The organism is Rhodococcus sp. C-2, from assembly GCF_027854095.1.
GTDB lineage: Bacteria > Actinomycetota > Actinomycetes > Mycobacteriales > Mycobacteriaceae > Rhodococcus_F > Rhodococcus_F qingshengii.
In genome coordinates this window covers 328,025-346,304 of the sequence record NZ_JAQGFI010000005.1, presented here as the reverse complement: position 1 = coordinate 346,304, position 18,280 = coordinate 328,025, and the positions used below count along the sequence as shown (strand labels likewise).

Here is an 18,280-nt window from a genome sequence, read left to right as displayed (position 1 = left end):
CATCTCGGTGATGCAGGATCGGTTAGACGAGTTCGCGCTTGAGGTTGTCCAGGACCTGGGCCTGGATGCGCTGCAGACCCTTCGGAGCGAACGTGCGCTCGAAGAAGCCGCCGATACCGGTGGCACCCTGCCACTGGGTGAGCGTCGTCACCGTCGTTCCGGTGCCGTTGGGGGCAACGGTCCAGGTGGTGACGAGGCTGGAGTTCGCGTCCTTCTCGGTGATGACGTTGCCGTCGACCGTCACTGTCGCCTTGACGTCGCGCGAGCGCTTTTCCGTCGCCTTGAGCGTCCACTGCGCGACGGTTCCGTCACCCTGGCCACCTTCGACGACCTTGTAGTCGAGGTACTGCTCGGACAGGATTCGCGGGCGAACCGTCTCGTAGTCCGAGAGCGCCGCGAGCACCTTGTCGGGTGCTGCTGTGACGACTGTCGAACTCATTGCATTGACCTGACCCATATGCCCTACGTCTCCTTGCTCGACCAACGCGGCTCGATACCGCGAATGACTACCCGAATCCGCACCTCGAACTGCGCAGATATTCCTTTCCATACTGCCTGCTGCGCCCGGGTATCTCGACCATCTACCCATTCCGTGTGAGCTGGTTCACCACTCGGAGCATTTACCGAGTTCGATTGCAACAACTCGATCAAATTCGGGCATTAATACCCCTCCGGATAGCTTGCACACGCAACTACCGATAGCGTCAGGGTGTGACTCTCTCGTTCAATGGGGTAGTTCAGAAGTTAGATCGAATCCGGACAAAGCAAGGCCCGGGTTCCGATGCTGCGCGTGAAATGGGGTTCGAGCAGCACAGAGAAGGCGTCGAACGCCTACTCGCGTCATACCGCGCCATTCCCGCCGATGCTTCTGTACGCCTGGCAAAGAAGACATCCAATCTGTTCCGCGCTCGCGCCAAGACGTCGGCCCCCGGCCTCGACGTCAGCGGTCTGGCAGGTGTCATCGCCGTCGATGCGCAGGCGCGCACAGCCGACGTCGCCGGCATGTGCACGTACGAGGACCTCGTCGACGCGACGCTGCCCTACGGGCTGGCGCCCCTGGTCGTGCCTCAACTCAAGACCATCACCCTGGGCGGTGCGGTGACCGGCCTGGGCATCGAGTCCACCTCGTTCCGTAACGGCCTGCCGCACGAGTCGGTACTCGAAATCGACGTACTGACCGGAAGCGGCGAGATCATCACCGCAACACCGGACGGCGAACACGCCGAACTGTTCTTCGGTTTCCCCAATTCCTACGGCACCCTTGGCTATTCGACGCGATTGAAGATCGCACTCGAACCCGTCAAGAAGTACGTCGCCTTGCGCCACGTGCGCTTCGATTCGTTGAAGAAACTCGAAGAAACGATGGATCGCATCGTCACCGAGCGCGAGTACGACGGGATCGCCGTCGACTATCTCGACGGGGTGGTCTTCACCGATTCCGAGAGCTACCTCACACTCGGCGTGCAAACCGACGAGGAAGGCCCAGTCAGCGATTACACCGACCAGGACATCTTCTACCGGTCGATCCAGCATTCGTCACTCACCCAGCCCAAGACGGATCGCTTGACCATTCGCGACTACCTGTGGCGCTGGGACACCGACTGGTTCTGGTGCTCACGAGCTTTCGGTGCACAGAACCCGAAGATCCGGCGCTTCTGGCCCAAGCAGTACCTGCGCAGCAGCTTCTACTGGAAGCTGATCGCCCTCGACCACAAGTACGACATCGGAGATCGCCTCGAAAAGCGCAAGGGCAAGCCCCCGCGCGAACGCGTCGTCCAGGACGTCGAGGTACCCATCGAACGAACCGCGGACTTCGTCTCGTGGTTCCTCGAGGAAATCCCGATCGAACCACTGTGGTTGTGCCCGTTGCGTCTTCGCGAGCCAAGCCCTGCCGCCGCTTCTGCATCACGGCCGTGGCCCCTCTACCCCCTCGAACCCAAGCGCACCTACGTCAACATCGGCTTCTGGTCTTCGGTGCCGATCGTTCCCGGTGAGCGCGAGGGGGCAGCAAATCGACTGATCGAAGAAAAGGTCAGCGATTTCGACGGACACAAATCGCTCTACTCCGACTCCTACTACTCGAAGGAAGACTTCGAGGAGCTGTACTACGGCGGCGACCGGTACATCGGACTCAAGGAACGCTACGACCCGAAATCCCGTTTATTGGATCTATTCTCTAAGGCGGTGCAACGTAAATGACCACGTTCAAAGACTCCAAAAGCCAGGACAAGCTCTCTATTGCCGAGATTCTCGAGACGCTTTCCGACGGCATGCTGCCGCTTCGATTCACCGCGTACGACGGCAGCACCGCCGGCCCCGAAGATGCCGACTACGGACTGCACCTCAAGTCGACTCGCGGAACCACTTATCTCGCAACGGCGCCCGGCGATCTCGGCATGGCCCGCGCGTACGTCTCCGGCGATCTCGAAGCCGAGGGTGTTCACCCCGGTGATCCGTACGAGATCCTGCGCATCATGGGTGACGAACTCCACCTCAAGCGCCCGTCGGCACTGACACTCGCCAGCATCACCCGCTCACTTGGCTGGGATCTGTTGCGGCCCATCGCCCCGCCGCCCCAGGAACACCTTCCTCGCTGGCGTCGCGTCGCAGAAGGACTGCGTCACTCCAAGACTCGTGACGCCGAAGTCATCCATCACCATTACGACGTCTCCAACACCTTCTACGAGTACGTCCTCGGCCCGTCCATGACGTACACCTGTGCCGCTTACGACAATGCGGAACAGACGCTCGAAGAAGCCCAGGAGAACAAGTACCGCCTGGTGTTCGAGAAGCTCGGACTCCAGAAGGGTGATCGACTTCTCGACATCGGCTGCGGCTGGGGCTCGATGGTCCGCTACGCGGCCAGGCGCGGCGTCAAGGTGATCGGCGTGACTCTCTCTCGCGAGCAAGCGGATTGGGCACAGAAGGCCATCGAGGACGAGGGCCTCGCCGATCTCGCCCAGGTCCGTTTCTCCGACTACCGCGACGTGGCCGAGACCGGATTCGACGCAGTGTCCTCCATCGGCCTGACCGAGCACATCGGCGTCGGAAACTACCCGGCGTACTTCGAGTTCCTCAAGGGCAAGCTGCGTGAGGGTGGGCGTCTGCTCAACCACTGCATCACCCGTCCGGACAACCGAAGCAGCGCCAAGGCAGGCGGATTCATCGACCGGTACGTCTTCCCCGACGGGGAGCTCACCGGTTCGGGTCGCATCATCTCCGAGATCCAGAACGTCGGCCTCGAGGTGCGTCACGAAGAGAACCTTCGCGAGCATTACGCACTGACGCTCGCCGGATGGTGCCAGAATCTCGTCGACAACTGGGACGCCTGCGTCGCCGAGGTCGGCGAAGGAACCGCCCGCGTCTGGGGCCTGTACATGGCCGGCTCACGACTCGGGTTCGAGCGCAATGTCGTTCAGCTGCACCAGGTTCTGGCCGTCAAGCTCGGCCCCAAGGGTGAGGCGCATGTGCCGCTTCGCCCGTGGTGGAAGGCCTAGGGGCAAAGCCCCTGTGCGCCTTTTTGGTAGTCGGCACTACCAAAAAGGCGCACAGGTGCCGCAGGCACCCGACTGCGTCCTCACCCAACCTCCCCGCCGCAAGACCGTCTCCACCTCGTGCGCAACCTGGCACGGGGTCTTCACCACCTCGTCGAATCCGTAGACCAACCGCGGACGACCTGCCAGCTCTGCCGCATTGTCACGGCGGCGATCACGAAATGCCACCTCGGCCATGGAATGCGCCCACCGACCGTCGAGACGCACGATCAGCGGCACACCGAATTCGCTGTAGTCGCAATCCTCGTACAGCGTGCGGCCGTCGACGCGGACCGGAGACTGGCGTCTGGCCGACGGCAACCCGTGCGCCTGCTCCACGTCGACCGCATAGTGGTATTCGAGCGTTGACTGCACCCCGTCTGCCAGGAGGCGTACCGCATCGGAAAGCGCACCCTTGAATCGATGTGGTGTTCGTTCGTCAATCCGACGACGCACATCGTTCAACGGAATTCGCGCATTTGTCACTGTGGTGATGAGTGAAACGTAGGCGCTTCGCGCTGTGGATTCGGCGGTCGCAAGATCAATCGCGGTATCCGCCCGCGACGTTCGAGGTATGACTGACGGCACGCCGATGTATCGGTGGGCTCGGGATCGGTGGACGACTACCCCGGGGTGAACCACGCCACCCACTCTGACAAGTGCACCCGACGTTCGCGCTGGAACTCGGCGGATTGTCGCGGACTGACAGCGAGCCGACTTGCCGTAGGGCACGGTGACATGGACTGGCTTGTCTGCGTCGATGCGACGCATTCCCCATTCCTCAGCTGCAGTGTCGTGGCTCAGAATCGCTTGCGGGCCACCATAAAGCCAAGCGGCGTTCAAGATCATTTCTCTGGTGAGCGGGCCAGCGGTCACTGCATACACGCCTTGTAGAACGCGCTGCCATTCGCCGCGGTCCAGAAAGTTCCGCAGCATCCCTCGGTTGTATCCGAATGACGAGAGTTGCTGTTGCCGTACCAGACCGGATTGCGCATCGAGAATCCGGAGAAACTCGCTTCCACCATGAGACGTAGTCATGGCACCAAGCGTCAGGCCGAACTCCGACAGGACTGACGCGAAATTCGCTGTCGGAGTTCGTCTGTGGATAACTCACAGGCTGGGGATGAACCCCTGTGCGCCTTTTTGGTAGCCGTAACTACCAAAAAGGCGCACGGGGGCTATGCCCCTAGCGAAGCCGGCGGGGTGAACCGCGGGCCGTACTGCGCAGCGAGTTCCTTTGCGCGAGCGACGAAGCCGGCCGTGCCGCCCTCGTAACCGACGATGAACTGGTGAACGCCACCGGTCCAGGCCGGGAATCCGATACCCATGATGGAGCCGATGTTGGCGTCCGCCGTGGTGATCAGGACGTTCTCGTCGAAGCACTTCTGCGTCTCGATCGCCTCGATGAACAGCATGCGGTCGATGAGGTCCTGGATCGGAGCATCGGAGGTTCCGGAGTTGAAGTTCTCGCGGAGTCCGGACCACAGGCCGGTGCGCTTGCCCTCGGCGTAATCGTAGAAGCCGGCTCCACCGAGCTTGCCCTTACGATCGAACTTCTCGACGAGGGTGTTGATGACCTCGCCGGCCGGATCTGCCGGCAGTTCCTTGCCCTCGGCCTTGGCGGCGTCGGCAGATTCCTTGCGGATCTTCTGCATGAGGGTGAGGTTGAGCTCATCCGAAAGCTGAAGCGGCGCAGCCGGGTAACCGGCCTGCATACCGGCCTGCTCGATGGTGGCGGGCTCGACACCCTCGGCGAGCATGCCGATGGCCTCGTTGATGAAGGTTCCGATGACACGCGAGGTGAAGAAGCCACGCGAGTCGTTGACCACGATCGGCGTCTTGCGGATCGCCTGGACGTAGTCGAACACGCGAGCCAGAGTCTCGTCGGAGGTCTTCTCACCGCGGATGATCTCCACCAGCGGCATCTTGTCGACGGGCGAGAAGAAGTGGATGCCGATGAAGTCTTCCTGACGCTTCACGCCGGTGGCGAGACCCGTGATGGGCAGCGTCGAGGTGTTCGAGCCCAGCAGCGCCTTGGGATCGACGATGTCCTCGATCTCCTGGAACACCTTGTGCTTGAGTTCCTGGCTCTCGAAGACTGCTTCGATGACGAAGTCGACGCCGGCGAAATCTGCCGGGTCAGCCGTCGGGGTGATCTTGGCGAGGAGTGCGTCGGACTTCTCCTGCGTGGTCTTGCCGCGCGAGAGCGCCTTGGCCTCAATGCCTTCGGCGTACGCCTTGCCCTTGTTGGCAGCCTCGATGCTGACGTCCTTGAGGACGACGTCGAAGCCGGCCTTCGCGGAGACGTACGCGATGCCCGCGCCCATCATGCCTGCGCCGAGGACGCCGACCTTCTTGATGGTGGACTTCTCGATGCCTGCCGGACGTGAACCGCCGCCGTTGATCGACTGCAGGTCGAAGAAGAACGCCTGGATCATGTTCTTCGCGACGCGGCCGGTCACCAGCGAGGTGAAGTAGCGAGCCTCGATGAGCAGCGCGTTGTCGATGTCGACCTGCGAACCCTCGACGGCTGCGGCCATGATGGCGCGCGGAGCCGGCATCGGAGCGCCCTTGAGCTGCTTACGCAGGTTCGCGGGGAACGCCGGAAGGTTGGCAGCGAATGCCGGCGTGGACGGAGTTCCGCCAGGGATCTTGTAGCCCTTGACATCCCACGGCTGAACGCCGCCTTCGGGGTTGGCCTTGATCCATGCCTTCGCAGCCGGAACCAGTTCTTCTACCGAGCCGACGACCTCGTCGATGAGGCCGACTTCCTTGGCCTGAACGGGTCCACGCTGCTGCCCCTGGAGCAGGACGCCCATGAGCGCGTTCTGCAGGCCGAGCATCCGCACGGTGCGCACGACGCCGCCGCCGCCGGGCAGCAGGCCGAGGGTGACCTCGGGCAGGCCGATCTTGACGCCCTTGACGTCTGCCGCGATGCGGTGGTGGGTCGCGAGAGCGATCTCGAGGCCGCCGCCGAGTGCCGCGCCGTTGATGGCGGCGACGACCGGCTTGCCGAGAGTTTCGAGACGACGCAGGTCTGCCTTGATCTCGACGCTGTGGTTGTAGATCTCCTCGGCCTGCTCGGGGCCGACCTTGATCATGTTCTTGAGGTCGCCACCGGCGAAGAAGGTCTTCTTGCCGGAAGTGATGACGGCACCGGTGATGGAGTCCTTCTCGGCGACCAGACGGTCGACGGTGGCCTTCATCGACGCGATGTACGCGTCGTTCATGGTGTTTGCGCCCTGGTTGGGATCGTTGATGGTGAGCACGACGATGCCGTCGGCGTCCTGGTCCCAGTTGATGATGTTCTGATCAGTCACTTTGCTTGACTCCTGGTAAGCCTCGTTGGAAGGACGGACGCCGCGTCAGACGCGCTCGATGATGGTGGCAACGCCCATACCGCCGCCGATGCACAGGGTGATGAGGGCGCGCTTGCCGCCACGACGCTCGAGCTCGTCGACCATCGTTCCGGTGATCATCGCGCCGGTTGCACCGAGGGGGTGGCCCATGGCGATCGCGCCGCCGTTGACGTTGAGCTTCTCGTCCGGGATGTTCAGGTCCTTCTGGAACTTCAGGACGACGGAAGCGAATGCCTCGTTGATCTCGAAGAGGTCGATGTCGTCGACCGTCAGGCCGGCAGCTGCCAGAACCTTCTTCGACGCCGGCGTCGGGCCGGTGAGCATGATGGTGGAGTCGGCGCCGCTGGTGGCGGTGGCGACGACGCGAGCGCGCGGCGTCAGACCCATGTCCTTGCCGGCCTGCTCGCTACCGACGAGCACGAGGGCAGCGCCGTCGACGATTCCCGAGCTGTTACCGCCGTGGTGAACGTGGTTGATCTTCTCGACCCAGTGGTACTTCTGCAGCGACACGGCGTCGAATCCGCCGATTTCACCGATCACACCGAACGCGGGAGCCAAGCCGGCGAGGTTCTCTGCCGTGGTGCCCGGACGCATGTGCTCGTCGTTGTCGAGGATGGTGATGCCGTTGATGTCCTTGACCGGCACTACCGACTTGGCGAAGTATCCGCCGGTCCACGCCTTGGCGGCGAGGTCCTGCGAGCGCACGGCGTATGCGTCGACGTCGTCACGCGAGAAGCCCTCGATGGTGGCGATGAGGTCTGCGCCGACGCCCTGCGGCACGAAGTAGTTGTCGTAGTTGGTGGCGGGGTCGAGTGCCCACGGTCCACCGTCGGATCCCATCGGAACGCGGGACATCGACTCGACGCCACCGGCGATCACCAGTTCGTCCCAGCCGGACCGAACCTTCTGAGCAGCCATGTTCACGGCCTCGAGGCCGGAAGCGCAGAAACGGTTGAGCTGAACGCCGCCGACGGTGTCGGGCAGTCCCGCATCGTTGACTGCAACGCGGGCGATGTCCATTCCCTGATCGCCAACGGGGGTGACGACGCCCAGGATGAGGTCGGAGATCCGGTCCTCGTCGAGGTCGGGAAAGCGCACGCGCAGTTCCTGGATCAGACCCGTGACCAGCGAGATCGGCTTGACCGAGTGCAACGACCCGGTCTTCTTGCCGCGGCCTCGCGGGGTACGGATGGCTTCATAAATGAATGCCTCTGTGGTCACTGTGAGGTGTTCCTTCCGTGTAATTCGTCGAACCGGTCTGCAGATCGTCCGCGCCGCCTTCGGTGGTGGCGCATGGCCGAGGTACAGACCTCAGCCCTTTCACTGTAGAACGTGTTCCAAATTCATGGGAAGGACCGAAGCGATCCTGCTAGGTGACCGAGGTGATCAGGTGCGCGAACGCCTGCCCGCTTCGGTTCATTTCGGGTGCGCCCCCGGAAGCACTCACGGCACGATGCGATACGGCAACATCATGTCGTGATCTTCGTGATCGAGTAGATGGCAATGCCACACGTATCCCTGGAGTCGACCAGAATCAGCCATATCGTGGCGCCCACCGCCCGTCATCCCACTACCCGTCATCACACCGCTCGGAAGACGATCGAACATCGCGTCGGGATCGAAACCCAGCTCATCCGCGGTGGGGAATCGCACGATGATCCGGGTGACGGTGCCGCCGTCCACCCTGACGGTGTCCTTCATCCCCGCTTCCCACGGCGCCGGCGCGATCATCGGCCCCGCCTCGAACCCGTCGGGCGACGGAGTCCACTTGTTGCCGATCACCGGCTGCGGATGGCGGATCAAGTACTCCAGCGTCCGCATCGGTGTTCTGCCGAGAATCCGGAAATTCACCAAGTGCAGGTGTATCGGATGCGGGTCCGGCGTGGTGTTGACGATGTTCCACTGCTCGACGGTGCCTTGCCGCGGCCTCTCGACCTCCGTGGTGCTGAACGTCAGGTTGTTCAACGTCATCTGAGCCGGTGGATTCCGCAGTTCCAGTTGCTGGCTCACCGTCACCGTGCGAATTACCGTCGGCTGCTCCAACGGGGCGAGAACGTCACGTTGCCGGCGCCCACCGCGCAGTTGCGACGGAACACCACCGGTGAATCCGCGCCTGGCGTCACCGCGGAACCGGCAGAACAGCGGCATAGTCACTTCACCGATGACAGCGGCGGGTAGCGGGGGCGCCTCGTCGTTGCGAAGCTCCACCGTCGAACCCTCCGACAGTCCGGTGAAATCGACGAGGAGGTCGTACCGCTCCCCCGGTGCGCAGCGGAAGGCATTGACCGCGACGGGCGCGTCGAGCATTCCGGCGTCGTTGCCGATGACCCAGAACGTCATCATGTTCGAGAAGTGAAGATTCCACACACTTGCCGACGCCGCATTGACGATGCGGAAGCGGTAAAGGCCCCGAGCCACGGACAGTTCCGGCCACACCTTGCCGTTGACCAAGCCGACGTCGCCCACCGCGCCGCCTTCCCACGATCCTTCCGGGATCAAGATGGTGGATCGGCCGTTCTGGGCGCCTGTCGGCGTGAAGATCTTCTCCTGCAGGATCAACGGGATCTCGAATTCCTCGGCCGGCAACCCCAATGGATTTCCCAGTTCGCCGGTGTCGAATTCATCCCTGATCAGATAGTTGCCGATCAGACCGGCGTAGACGTTGAGCCGGGTGATGCCCATCGCGTGATCGTGATACCAGAGGTGGGCGGCTTCCTGACCGTGCAAAAAGTGATGCATCGCAGCCTGTCCCGGCATCACCAGCAGTTCCGGGTGGCCGTCGCTCTCAGGTGAAGTGACTCCCCCGTGCAAGTGCAACGACGTCGGCGGGTTAGCGCGAAAGTCTGCCTGCATTCCGTGCAGCGTCATATCCATGTCCGCTGCCAACGGATGTCCGGTCGGATCGTTCTCGAACGTCAACATGATCGGCTCGCCGGAATGCGCCTCGACGGTAGGGCCCAGATAACCGCCACCGATCTCTCCGCTGCGGTACGACAGTGCTGGGGACGAGGGAAAATCCCGATGAAAGGCATGTTGCCCCACTTGCGCTGTCAGTGTGATCTCGTTTCCGGAAAGCGTTGACAACGAATGTAGTTCGTCACAGAACGGCTCGAACTCCGGCGAATGAAAAATCAACGGAGACTCGATATCCACACTCCCCGCCGGAGCAGCACCTGCCTTTGCACCCAAAGCAACAGCCGCCGTGCCGACTACCGACCCTTTCAGAACCGATCTTCTGGAAACCCCGATACCCATACATTCCCCTCCCCATCGAAACGGGTTGCGTTCTCCCGCAAGGAAAACGCAACCCGTCTCTCCACTTCGATCTCGGAAAATCCCCCGCCTACTTTCCGTCGATCGCCTCCAGCACCGAATCGATCAGCGACTGTGGAAGTTTCGACGGCGGAGAGATTTCCAGTTCTCCCGGAGCGCCCGGCATCGTCCAGACAGTTCTGTGCCGAGCGATCGCGAGCTTCTCCCGTGATCCGTCCTCATTGACCTTGAAGTACTCGAACTCGAGGTCGATCCCCCTCTCGTAGAGGGCAGAAAGGGACATCGTGACCAGGACGTCGTCGAACGGCATGACCTCGCGCAGATGCTCAACCCTGGTGTGCACACAACGAAGTTCCCCGAGAGCGCCTCTGGCCGCCATGGCCTCACGCTGAGAACGGACCAGGAACTTGTCCCGAACCCTCGACTGCCAGATGTAATAGTTGCCGAAGTAGATGTTGCCCACGACGTTTCCGTCCTGCAACGTCGTCGAGAACACCTCGGATTCGAGCAGGTACGGATTGCGCGGCACCATCGGAGCCGAGCGGATCACGGAACCACGATCGACGTTCTTCGGTTCGGTGGGAACAGCGATGTTCTTCGTCCCCGTCGGAATCGTCATCGGCTCGATGAAATCGTGGAAGTACTGCGGCATCGGCCGTGCCGCCACCACACCGTGGGAGAGGATTTCCACCCACGTCGTCTGCATCGCACTCCACCCGATGTGAGTGCGCGTCTCGCCGTCGACCCGGGACCATTCGACATGCAGATTGGTGGTTGCCCGATCCGGACCGGTGAGTTCGGTGATCCAGATCGTCCCCTCGACAATGTCGTCGGTGTACAGGTTCGCATCGATGAACACCTCGGAGTTGTTGGTCACCATGCCCCAACGACCCGTCGCCATGTCCTCCACGATCTGCTTCGAGATCGGTCCGGTTCCCCTCTCTCGCAAAGCGCCCAACCACAGCGCGAAGCTCGCGAACCCCACTGATCCACCGACGTTGCACGCGTCCCGGAACCCGACGGGGAACCGGATCGACACCGCCGGATAGCCGCTCCGGGCCACCACATGCACGTCGGAGCCGTAGGCCATCGGATCGAACTGCGCGAGAGACTTCGCTGACAACGGTCCGGAGTCGAACTGCGGTGCCGGGTCCTGCGCCGGTTCCTCCGCATCCTCCTCATGAGTCACAAACGCGAGAATCCGCTCCTCGTTGTCCGTCAACAGAGCTGGAAAAGTCAGAACCACCACGCTTCCGTCTGCGCCGCCGCGGAAGGTCACTGCGTCGTCCTCCCTGGCGCCCATCGCCAGAGAAACCGACATCTGCCCCGTGGCCTTTCGGATCGCCTCGGCCGCCGCCCACAGCCTGGTTCCCGCACGATCGAGTGATTCGCCGCCTGCGATCAACTCGTCGAGCAGCGGAATCCGCGCCGAACCCAGAAGCGCCTTCCACTGCACGGCGGTTCGGGAGCGAATCGGTTCGATGTCACACCCCTGAGGCCAGTCGCCGGCCGAACCGAGTGACTTGCTGCCGTCGTGCGAGAGCGAGACATCCACAGAGGGCGGAATATCACCGACGACGACGGGCTTTCCGGTTTCCTGCCATTCGATGGCAAAGGCATTACTCATTTGATCACCACATCCTCATCGAGATGAATGTTCACGGCCGCCTCGGCGATCGGTTTCTCCTGCTCGTGGCGTTCCGACTTGGTCAACTCGTGAATCCCCGGGGTATGCGCGACCACAACCCGCGGGCTCTTCACTCCCAACGCCCGGCTGTGTTGCGCGAGCTTGTCGAGAATGATCTGTGCGTCGCGCGCAGTCGGATCCGCGATTTCCTCAGCCGTAGGACGGCTTTCGTCGTGGGAGAGAATCTGGGAGCGATATCCCTCGAGCTGCATCACCACTCGTCCGTCCTTCACCACCGCCACGTCGGCTTGCATGTGGGTCTCTGTCTGCACCTTGTCGTAGGCGTACGCGGTGAACGAACGAGCCTCGAATCGTCCGTCGTACATGTCGATTCGCGCAATGTTGACCGGAAGGCAGATCTCCCGCGGTACCATGATCTGACCCGATTGGAGCAGGGAGTCGAGGAAGTAGGGATCACCGAGGAGGTGCTGCTTACGGTCGGCTCGCGAAATAGCGCTGAAGAGAATGTGCTCGGAATCGAGGCTCGAGATCTCTTCGAGTCGGCGGAAATCGCCCTCCTGGAACAGCAACCACGAGTAGAGATCGTCCAACGGATCGATGTCGAGCACCGGTCGCGGCAACTCCTTCTCGAACTCCGGCAGTGTTTCGTCCAGCCCGAAGATGAAGTCGGCCGAGAAATGGGGCCGTCCGTACCCGGTCCGTTCGGTGCCGATCGTGACATGCACCCGCGTTCCTGCAGCATCACGATCCTGCTCCACGACGCTTGCCTTGATCTCGACTCTGGTGCCCTCGACCGTGTCGACGACGATCGGTCGATCCAGCTTGATGTCGTCGATGCGGACGCGGCCCAGAGTCACGCGTCCGGTGACATAGGCCGCCGCCTGCGACATCGCCTCGAGCCCGAACACCGTCGGAAGCAGCGCCGATCCCTTCCAGACATGATCGAGGACAAAGGGATCCGCCGAGGTGGACAACGTCGTCCGGGTCACCAGTTCTACCTGCGGCTCGAATGTCACCACTTGGTCGATGTAGCGCGACACCGCCGGCAGAGCCGGTGCTGCCGGCGCCCAGGTGTCGAGACCGCCGAGTCGGCTGGTCACGACGATACGACTCGCCTCGGGTCCGCTGTCGACCAGGCGAAGGAAATGATCCACTCCCGCAGCCGTGGAAATCGGCATGACACCCATCTTCGCGAGGTGGTTGACACTGCCCATGCGGGCGCCCATGCCGGTCTCCCCCCACACGCTGTACGCGAGCGAGAACGTCCGAGTCTTCGGGTGCCCGGCGGCATACCGCACCACCATTTCGTCGAGAAGCTCGTTTCCGTATGCATACCAACTGTTTCCGGGCATACCTGTGAATCCGATGATGGAAGAGAAGCCCACGAACAGCTTCAGGTCACGATCAGCGAGCGCTTCGACGAAGTTGGCTGCGCCCAGGACTTTAGGTGCAACCTCCTTGAAAGCCGCATCGCTGTCGACTCTCTCGAACCGCCGCGGAACATTCGCCCCCGCACCGTGGACAAACCCGGTGATCGGCCCAACCTCGACCTCGATCTGGGCGACGACGCCGGCCACCGCCGCAGCATCCGTGACGTTGCAGCGATAGTAGTGAGCGCTCAAACCGGCAGACGTGAAGTCCGCAAGAGTGGAAGCGATTTCGTCACCCGCTTGTCGCTGAGAGCTTCCGATCAGCACTAGTTCGGCGCCTGTCTTTCGGCCGAGAGCCAGAGCGCATTGCGCCATGATGCCTTTCGCGCCACCGGTCACGACCACTACATCCGAACTCCCCAACCCGCTCTCGCGGACGGTGTAGTCGCTCGAGGCGAGAACCCGCGGTTGCAGTGCCGTGCGTCCCATCTCGGTGTCGTAAGTCGCGAACACATAGGGTGCAACCGAATCCAACTCGGAGACGACGGTGGTTGCCACCACCGCGTCCGCAGTCGAGCCGTCGAATCCTATGACGCGGACATCCAGTTCGGGGCGCTCGTGATGCACCGAAGCGGCAAAAGCCGCCGCACTCGGTACCGGCGCCGGATTGCCCAACTCGACATCGGTGAACTGAATCACTGCCAATGTGGTTCGTGCGCCTCCGCTTTGCTGTGCCGGAACCATCTTGTGCATGTGTTCGATCCCACTGCGCAAGCCGATTTCGGTGACGGAATCATCGGTCACGCGCGGCATTACGGCAACCACGTGCTGCGCATTCGCAGGAGCGCCGTCGGAGAATGTGCGAATGTCGACCTGAGCACCACGCCCTCGTAGTTCGGATTCCAACCTTCCGACCAAACCGGCGTCGTCACCGATGACGACAAACGTCGTGTCCGTGAGGTCTCGGACTCCGTGCAACGCTGTCTCGCTCCGAACCTTTTCCAGGGTGTAATCGCGAACCCAGGTGAAGCTGTCGGCTGATAGACCCTTTGCCTTCACCGGCAGCGCCCGCGCAACCGGCTGCTGCTGCCCCGACTTCTCTTTCGCGGATCGATCGAGCACTTCGATCAGTTCACCCAGGCTGACGTTGACGAGTTCCGCCGGATCCAGATCACCCTGAACACCCAATCGCGTTGCCACAGTTGCTATCGCATCGGCAGCCTTGATCGAGTCCATGTTCAGGTCGTCGAGCAGGTGGAGATCCACATCGAGAGACTCCACCGGAAATCCGGTGTCCTCCGCGATTACCTCGAGCAGTATTCGCGACACGTCCGACTGCACCGAACTCGCTGCTGGAACGGCAGAACCGGAATTCGGTGATGCCGCAAGGATCAGCGATGCTGCTTCTCCGATGGTGGCGTTGGCCAACTCGGCAGGGTCGAGGTCGACAACCTCGAACTGATGCGCAACCTTCGAAATAGCCTCTGCCGCACTGATCGAGTCGAGATTCAGATCATCGAGCAGACGCAGATCCGTCGTGATCGACTCGGCGGGGAATCCCGTCGTATCGGCGAGGATCCTGATCAGCTCACTCTCCACGGACCCAGCGCCCGCGACAGCCGGCTCTTCGACTACCGGAGCCGAAACCGGCGAAGGAGCTTTCGCTGCCACGGATTCGTGGCCGTTGGTGACTGCCCGCGAAGTCGGAGCAGATGGAGAAGACGGAGAAGTCGCTCCACTGCCTACATCAGCACGAATCACGTCGACGAGGAAGGTCCCGCGTCGGCTCAGGTAATCGGCCAGCGCCGCAGCCGGATCCCCGCCGGACGTACCAAGTGCGAGCGGTTCGGGAGCAGAGGTAACCGTCAGCTTCGCCTCGGCCAGGTTCTCGATGAACACCTTCTGATCGGCAGGAACGAATTCGCGCACGAACCGGCCGTCGAAAAGTTCGTTCCATCGGACCTGAGCGCCGTGGACGTACATCGCGGCCAGTGCGACATTGAAGTCCTCGTCGCGTCCGGACTTGGACGCAACGGGGAAGCAGCGCACGCCGTCGGTCCCATTGATCGCCTTGGTGAGCCCGGTCAGCACACGGCCGGGTCCGACCTCGACGAGCAGGTCCACGTCCTGCGAGATTCCACTTACCGTCTTGACCCAGTCGACCGGTGAGACAACCTGTTTGGTGACCAATTCGCGAAGTGCCAGTGGCGTCTGTACGCGTTTCCCTTCGACGCAGGAATACACGGGGCAAGTCAGCGAATCGACTTGCTCGTCAACGGGCGCAGTGGACTTCAGCTCCCGCTCGGCCTCGTTCATCATCTCGGAGTGGAAAGCATTCGACACGGCAAGCGCCTGAGCCGACACTCCGCGCGTCTTCGCGATGGCAACCACATCGTCGACCGCGTCTTTGGTGCCCGAAACCACGGTCTGTGTAGGCGTATTCAGATTCGCGACGGTCGCGTAACCCTTTGTTTCCGCGATGATCGCCTCAGCCGTCGATCGGTCGCAGGTCAGGCTCGCCATCGCGCCGTTTCCACCACCACTGACAGCCATGGCCGCACCCTTCGCCGCAGCCAAGGTGATCAGCGTCTTCTGGTCGTAAGCTCCTGCCGCGTAGAGCGCGGTCAACTCGCCGAGACTGTGGCCGGCGACAGCACTGGGTGTGACACCCAATCGGCGGAGGTACTCGAACCAGAGCAGCGAAGCCAAAGCGACGGCAGGCTGGGTGAACTGCGTCTGGGCGAGATCCCGCTTCCACTTCGCCAATTCCGCAGCGTCAGCGCTCTTGACCGGGTTCCGCAGAATTCGAGGCGTGATCGCCTCCGCTCCAACTCCCTCCAACCAGCCGTCCGCCTCGGTCGCCAGTTCGCGTGCCCACTCGAAGCGCTCGATCAGCACGCGCGCCATCTCTAGTTGTTGGGATCCCTGTCCCGGGAACAGGAATCCGATGTCGTGGTGGACGGCGTTCGAGATCGAGATCTCGTTGCTCACGACCTTCACCTGACCGGATGCAGGAGCGGAGTTCTCGCAGATCACGGCAAGCTGACGCATGCGTTCGGCCAACTGCGCGGGACGTCCGGCCACCACTGCGGCACGGAAGGGCGCGGTCGGCGAGATCACTCGAGAGAGTTTCGCCGAAAAGTCCAGCAGCTCGGCAACACTCAACGGAACCGCCAGATCTGCAACATCCCGCGCTCGGGTCGCCAAGTCCACCGCGGAATCTGCAGAAAGTACGAAAACCTCGGTGTCCTGATACGACGCCATCATCGTGCGGACGTCTTGCGAGGGTGTCAGCTTGCTGGATGGTGCATCAGCCGATTCGATCGCGACGTGGCAGTTGATACCGCCGAAACCCATGGCTTGCGCACCGGCACGCATCTTCTCGGACGGATCTCTGATCTCACCGTTGACGAGCGGAAAGAGTGCCGGCGCTTCGGTTCCGAACGCCGGGTTCGGGTCGGTGCAACCGGCGAGCGGCGGAAGGATTCGTTGATTGACGGCCATGGTCGCCTTGATCAGCGCAAGGATGCCCGACGCCGCCTTCGTGTGCCCGATCAACGACTTCAGTGACGTCATGCCGATGCTACGAGCCTCGACGGGCCCGTCCGTCTGAGCGGCCTGCTGGACGCCGGCCAGTTCGACGGGGTCTCCGACGGGAGTACCAGTTCCGTGTCCTTCGACGAAGGCAACCTCGCTGGCCGCGAATCCCGCTCGCGAGTATGCGCGACGGATCATCTCGGCCTGAGTTTCGGCGCGGGGCTTGGTGATTCCACCCTTGCCATCGGTGGAGATGCCCCAGCCGCGAATCGTCGCGTACACGTAGTCGCCGTCCGCCCTGGCGTCCTCGAGTCGTTTCAAGGCCACGAATCCGCAACCTTCACCCGGGATGAATCCGCTTCGGCTTGCGTCGTACACGTTCATGTCGCCACGGGTCAGTGCACCCAAACGGGCGAATCCCACCAGTTCCAAAGGATCCAAGCTGACGTCGACTCCCCCTGCCAAGACGAAGTCGGCCGCGCCGGACGCCAGCTTTTCGGCTGCAGTCGCCACCGCGAGCATTCCGGACGCGCACGCACCGTCCACGACGTACCCGCCGCCGTTGAAGTCGAGATAATTGCAGATCCGGCCGGCAATCGTATTCGACAACATGCCGGCGAGAGTGTCTTCACTCGGCTCCACCAATGGGCCCTTGTAGACCTCTTCCATCGTCTCGGCGAGAGCATCAGCGACGGAACTGTCCAACTGGCGCGCTTCGGCTGCCACAGCGAGTGCGCGCTTGACATAAGGCCAACGCAAACGCATCGACCACATCCGGGATTCTTCACCGGTGAGGGAGTTGCCGACGATTGCGGCGCTGCGTCCAGTGGGTACCGATCCTCGGCTGTAGCCCGCGTCCGTCAAAGCCCCGAGTGCTGTTTCCAGAGCCAACCAGTGTGTGAGATCTGTCGACTTGAAGGTCCGCTCCGGTATCCGGCGACCGACCCAGTCGAATTCGAAACCATCCATGAACGCGCCGCGATCGGCGTATGTCTTGTCGACGTCGTCAGGGCTCGCGCTCCAGTAGTCGTCGAGGGACATCCGTGACTCCGGAAACTTTCGGAATTGCATCCGACGCGCGAGGACGTTCTCCCAAAATCCTTGCAGATCATGCGCACCGGGGGACCACATGCTCATCCCGACTATCGCAATCGCAGGATTAGTTGAATCTTCAGTCATCTTACACTTCCTATTTTCGCGCGCATCCACGGGAGACTCAATCGACCGAAGACTAACCACGCCCTCATCGGCGTGTAAAACGCAGATTCACCTCAAGGCATAAACAAATAACAAAGATTGTTCGGCGCAATGAACGTGATTCAGCAATTTGACAGCAATCGAGAGTTAGCTGTAACTCGGAGTTACCTATTTGCTTCGTAACCGGTCATGCTCCTGCTTGAACATCCGTACCGGATCCCGGTTTCACGGCCGCCATTTTCTCGCGATCGGCAAATATTCAGTTGAATATGCACCAAAATGCCGCGATGCCGAATATGTGGCCAATTCGCCGAATGTCCCAAATTGGTCGATCCCCGCAAATCAAACATCCGACAACTATCA

The 18,280-nt window shown here is 61.9% G+C and carries 9 protein-coding genes; 2 read left to right on the top strand and 7 right to left on the bottom strand.

All coding sequences use genetic code 11. The features are described 5' to 3' along the window. Positions 1-22: 22 nt before the first annotated feature. A complete protein-coding gene (locus PCS43_RS13160) occupies positions 23-457 on the bottom strand; it encodes an SRPBCC family protein (protein ID WP_007731546.1) in 435 nt (144 codons plus the stop codon). Between the two features lie 338 nt (positions 458-795). Between PCS43_RS13160 and PCS43_RS13155 the strand changes: the two genes are divergently transcribed. Then, positions 796-2,199: an FAD-binding oxidoreductase gene (locus tag PCS43_RS13155; RefSeq protein ID WP_007731548.1), complete on the top strand. Its 1,404-nt coding sequence runs from the start codon at positions 796-798 to the stop codon at positions 2,197-2,199. Then, positions 2,196-3,497 carry a class I SAM-dependent methyltransferase gene (locus PCS43_RS13150; RefSeq protein ID WP_003943932.1) on the top strand — a complete coding sequence of 434 codons (1,302 nt, stop codon included), beginning with the start codon at positions 2,196-2,198 and terminating at the stop codon, positions 3,495-3,497. Before PCS43_RS13155 ends, PCS43_RS13150 begins: the two co-directional genes overlap by 4 nt. A gap of 36 nt (positions 3,498-3,533) precedes the next feature. On the opposite strand, the gene PCS43_RS13145 is transcribed toward PCS43_RS13150, so the two are convergent. The 6 genes from PCS43_RS13145 to PCS43_RS13120 form a co-directional block, all read right to left on the bottom strand. Further along, positions 3,534-4,571, bottom strand: a complete 1,038-nt coding sequence (locus PCS43_RS13145; RefSeq protein WP_047271575.1) for a type IV toxin-antitoxin system AbiEi family antitoxin domain-containing protein — start codon at positions 4,569-4,571, stop codon at positions 3,534-3,536. Positions 4,572-4,711: 140 nt separating this feature from the next. Next, positions 4,712-6,853, bottom strand: a complete 2,142-nt coding sequence (locus PCS43_RS13140) for a 3-hydroxyacyl-CoA dehydrogenase NAD-binding domain-containing protein (protein WP_003943799.1) — start codon at positions 6,851-6,853, stop codon at positions 4,712-4,714. A 45-nt stretch (positions 6,854-6,898) separates the two neighbouring features. Next, positions 6,899-8,113, bottom strand: a complete 1,215-nt coding sequence (locus PCS43_RS13135) for an acetyl-CoA C-acetyltransferase (RefSeq protein WP_007731553.1) — start codon at positions 8,111-8,113, stop codon at positions 6,899-6,901. Positions 8,114-8,335: 222 nt separating this feature from the next. Continuing rightward, positions 8,336-10,147 (bottom strand): multicopper oxidase family protein, encoded by a 1,812-nt coding sequence (locus PCS43_RS13130; RefSeq protein WP_209911039.1) that lies wholly within the window; start codon positions 10,145-10,147, stop codon positions 8,336-8,338. 88 nt (positions 10,148-10,235) lie between these two features. Beyond that, the gene (locus PCS43_RS13125) at positions 10,236-11,792 is read right to left on the bottom strand and encodes a hypothetical protein (RefSeq protein ID WP_209911036.1); all 1,557 of its coding nucleotides are present in this window, start codon (positions 11,790-11,792) and stop codon (positions 10,236-10,238) included. Continuing rightward, a complete protein-coding gene (locus PCS43_RS13120) occupies positions 11,789-17,899 on the bottom strand; it encodes a type I polyketide synthase (RefSeq protein WP_209911034.1) in 6,111 nt (2,036 codons plus the stop codon). The genes PCS43_RS13125 and PCS43_RS13120 overlap by 4 nt, the downstream gene beginning before the upstream one ends. Between the last annotated feature and the right edge of the window lie 381 nt (positions 17,900-18,280).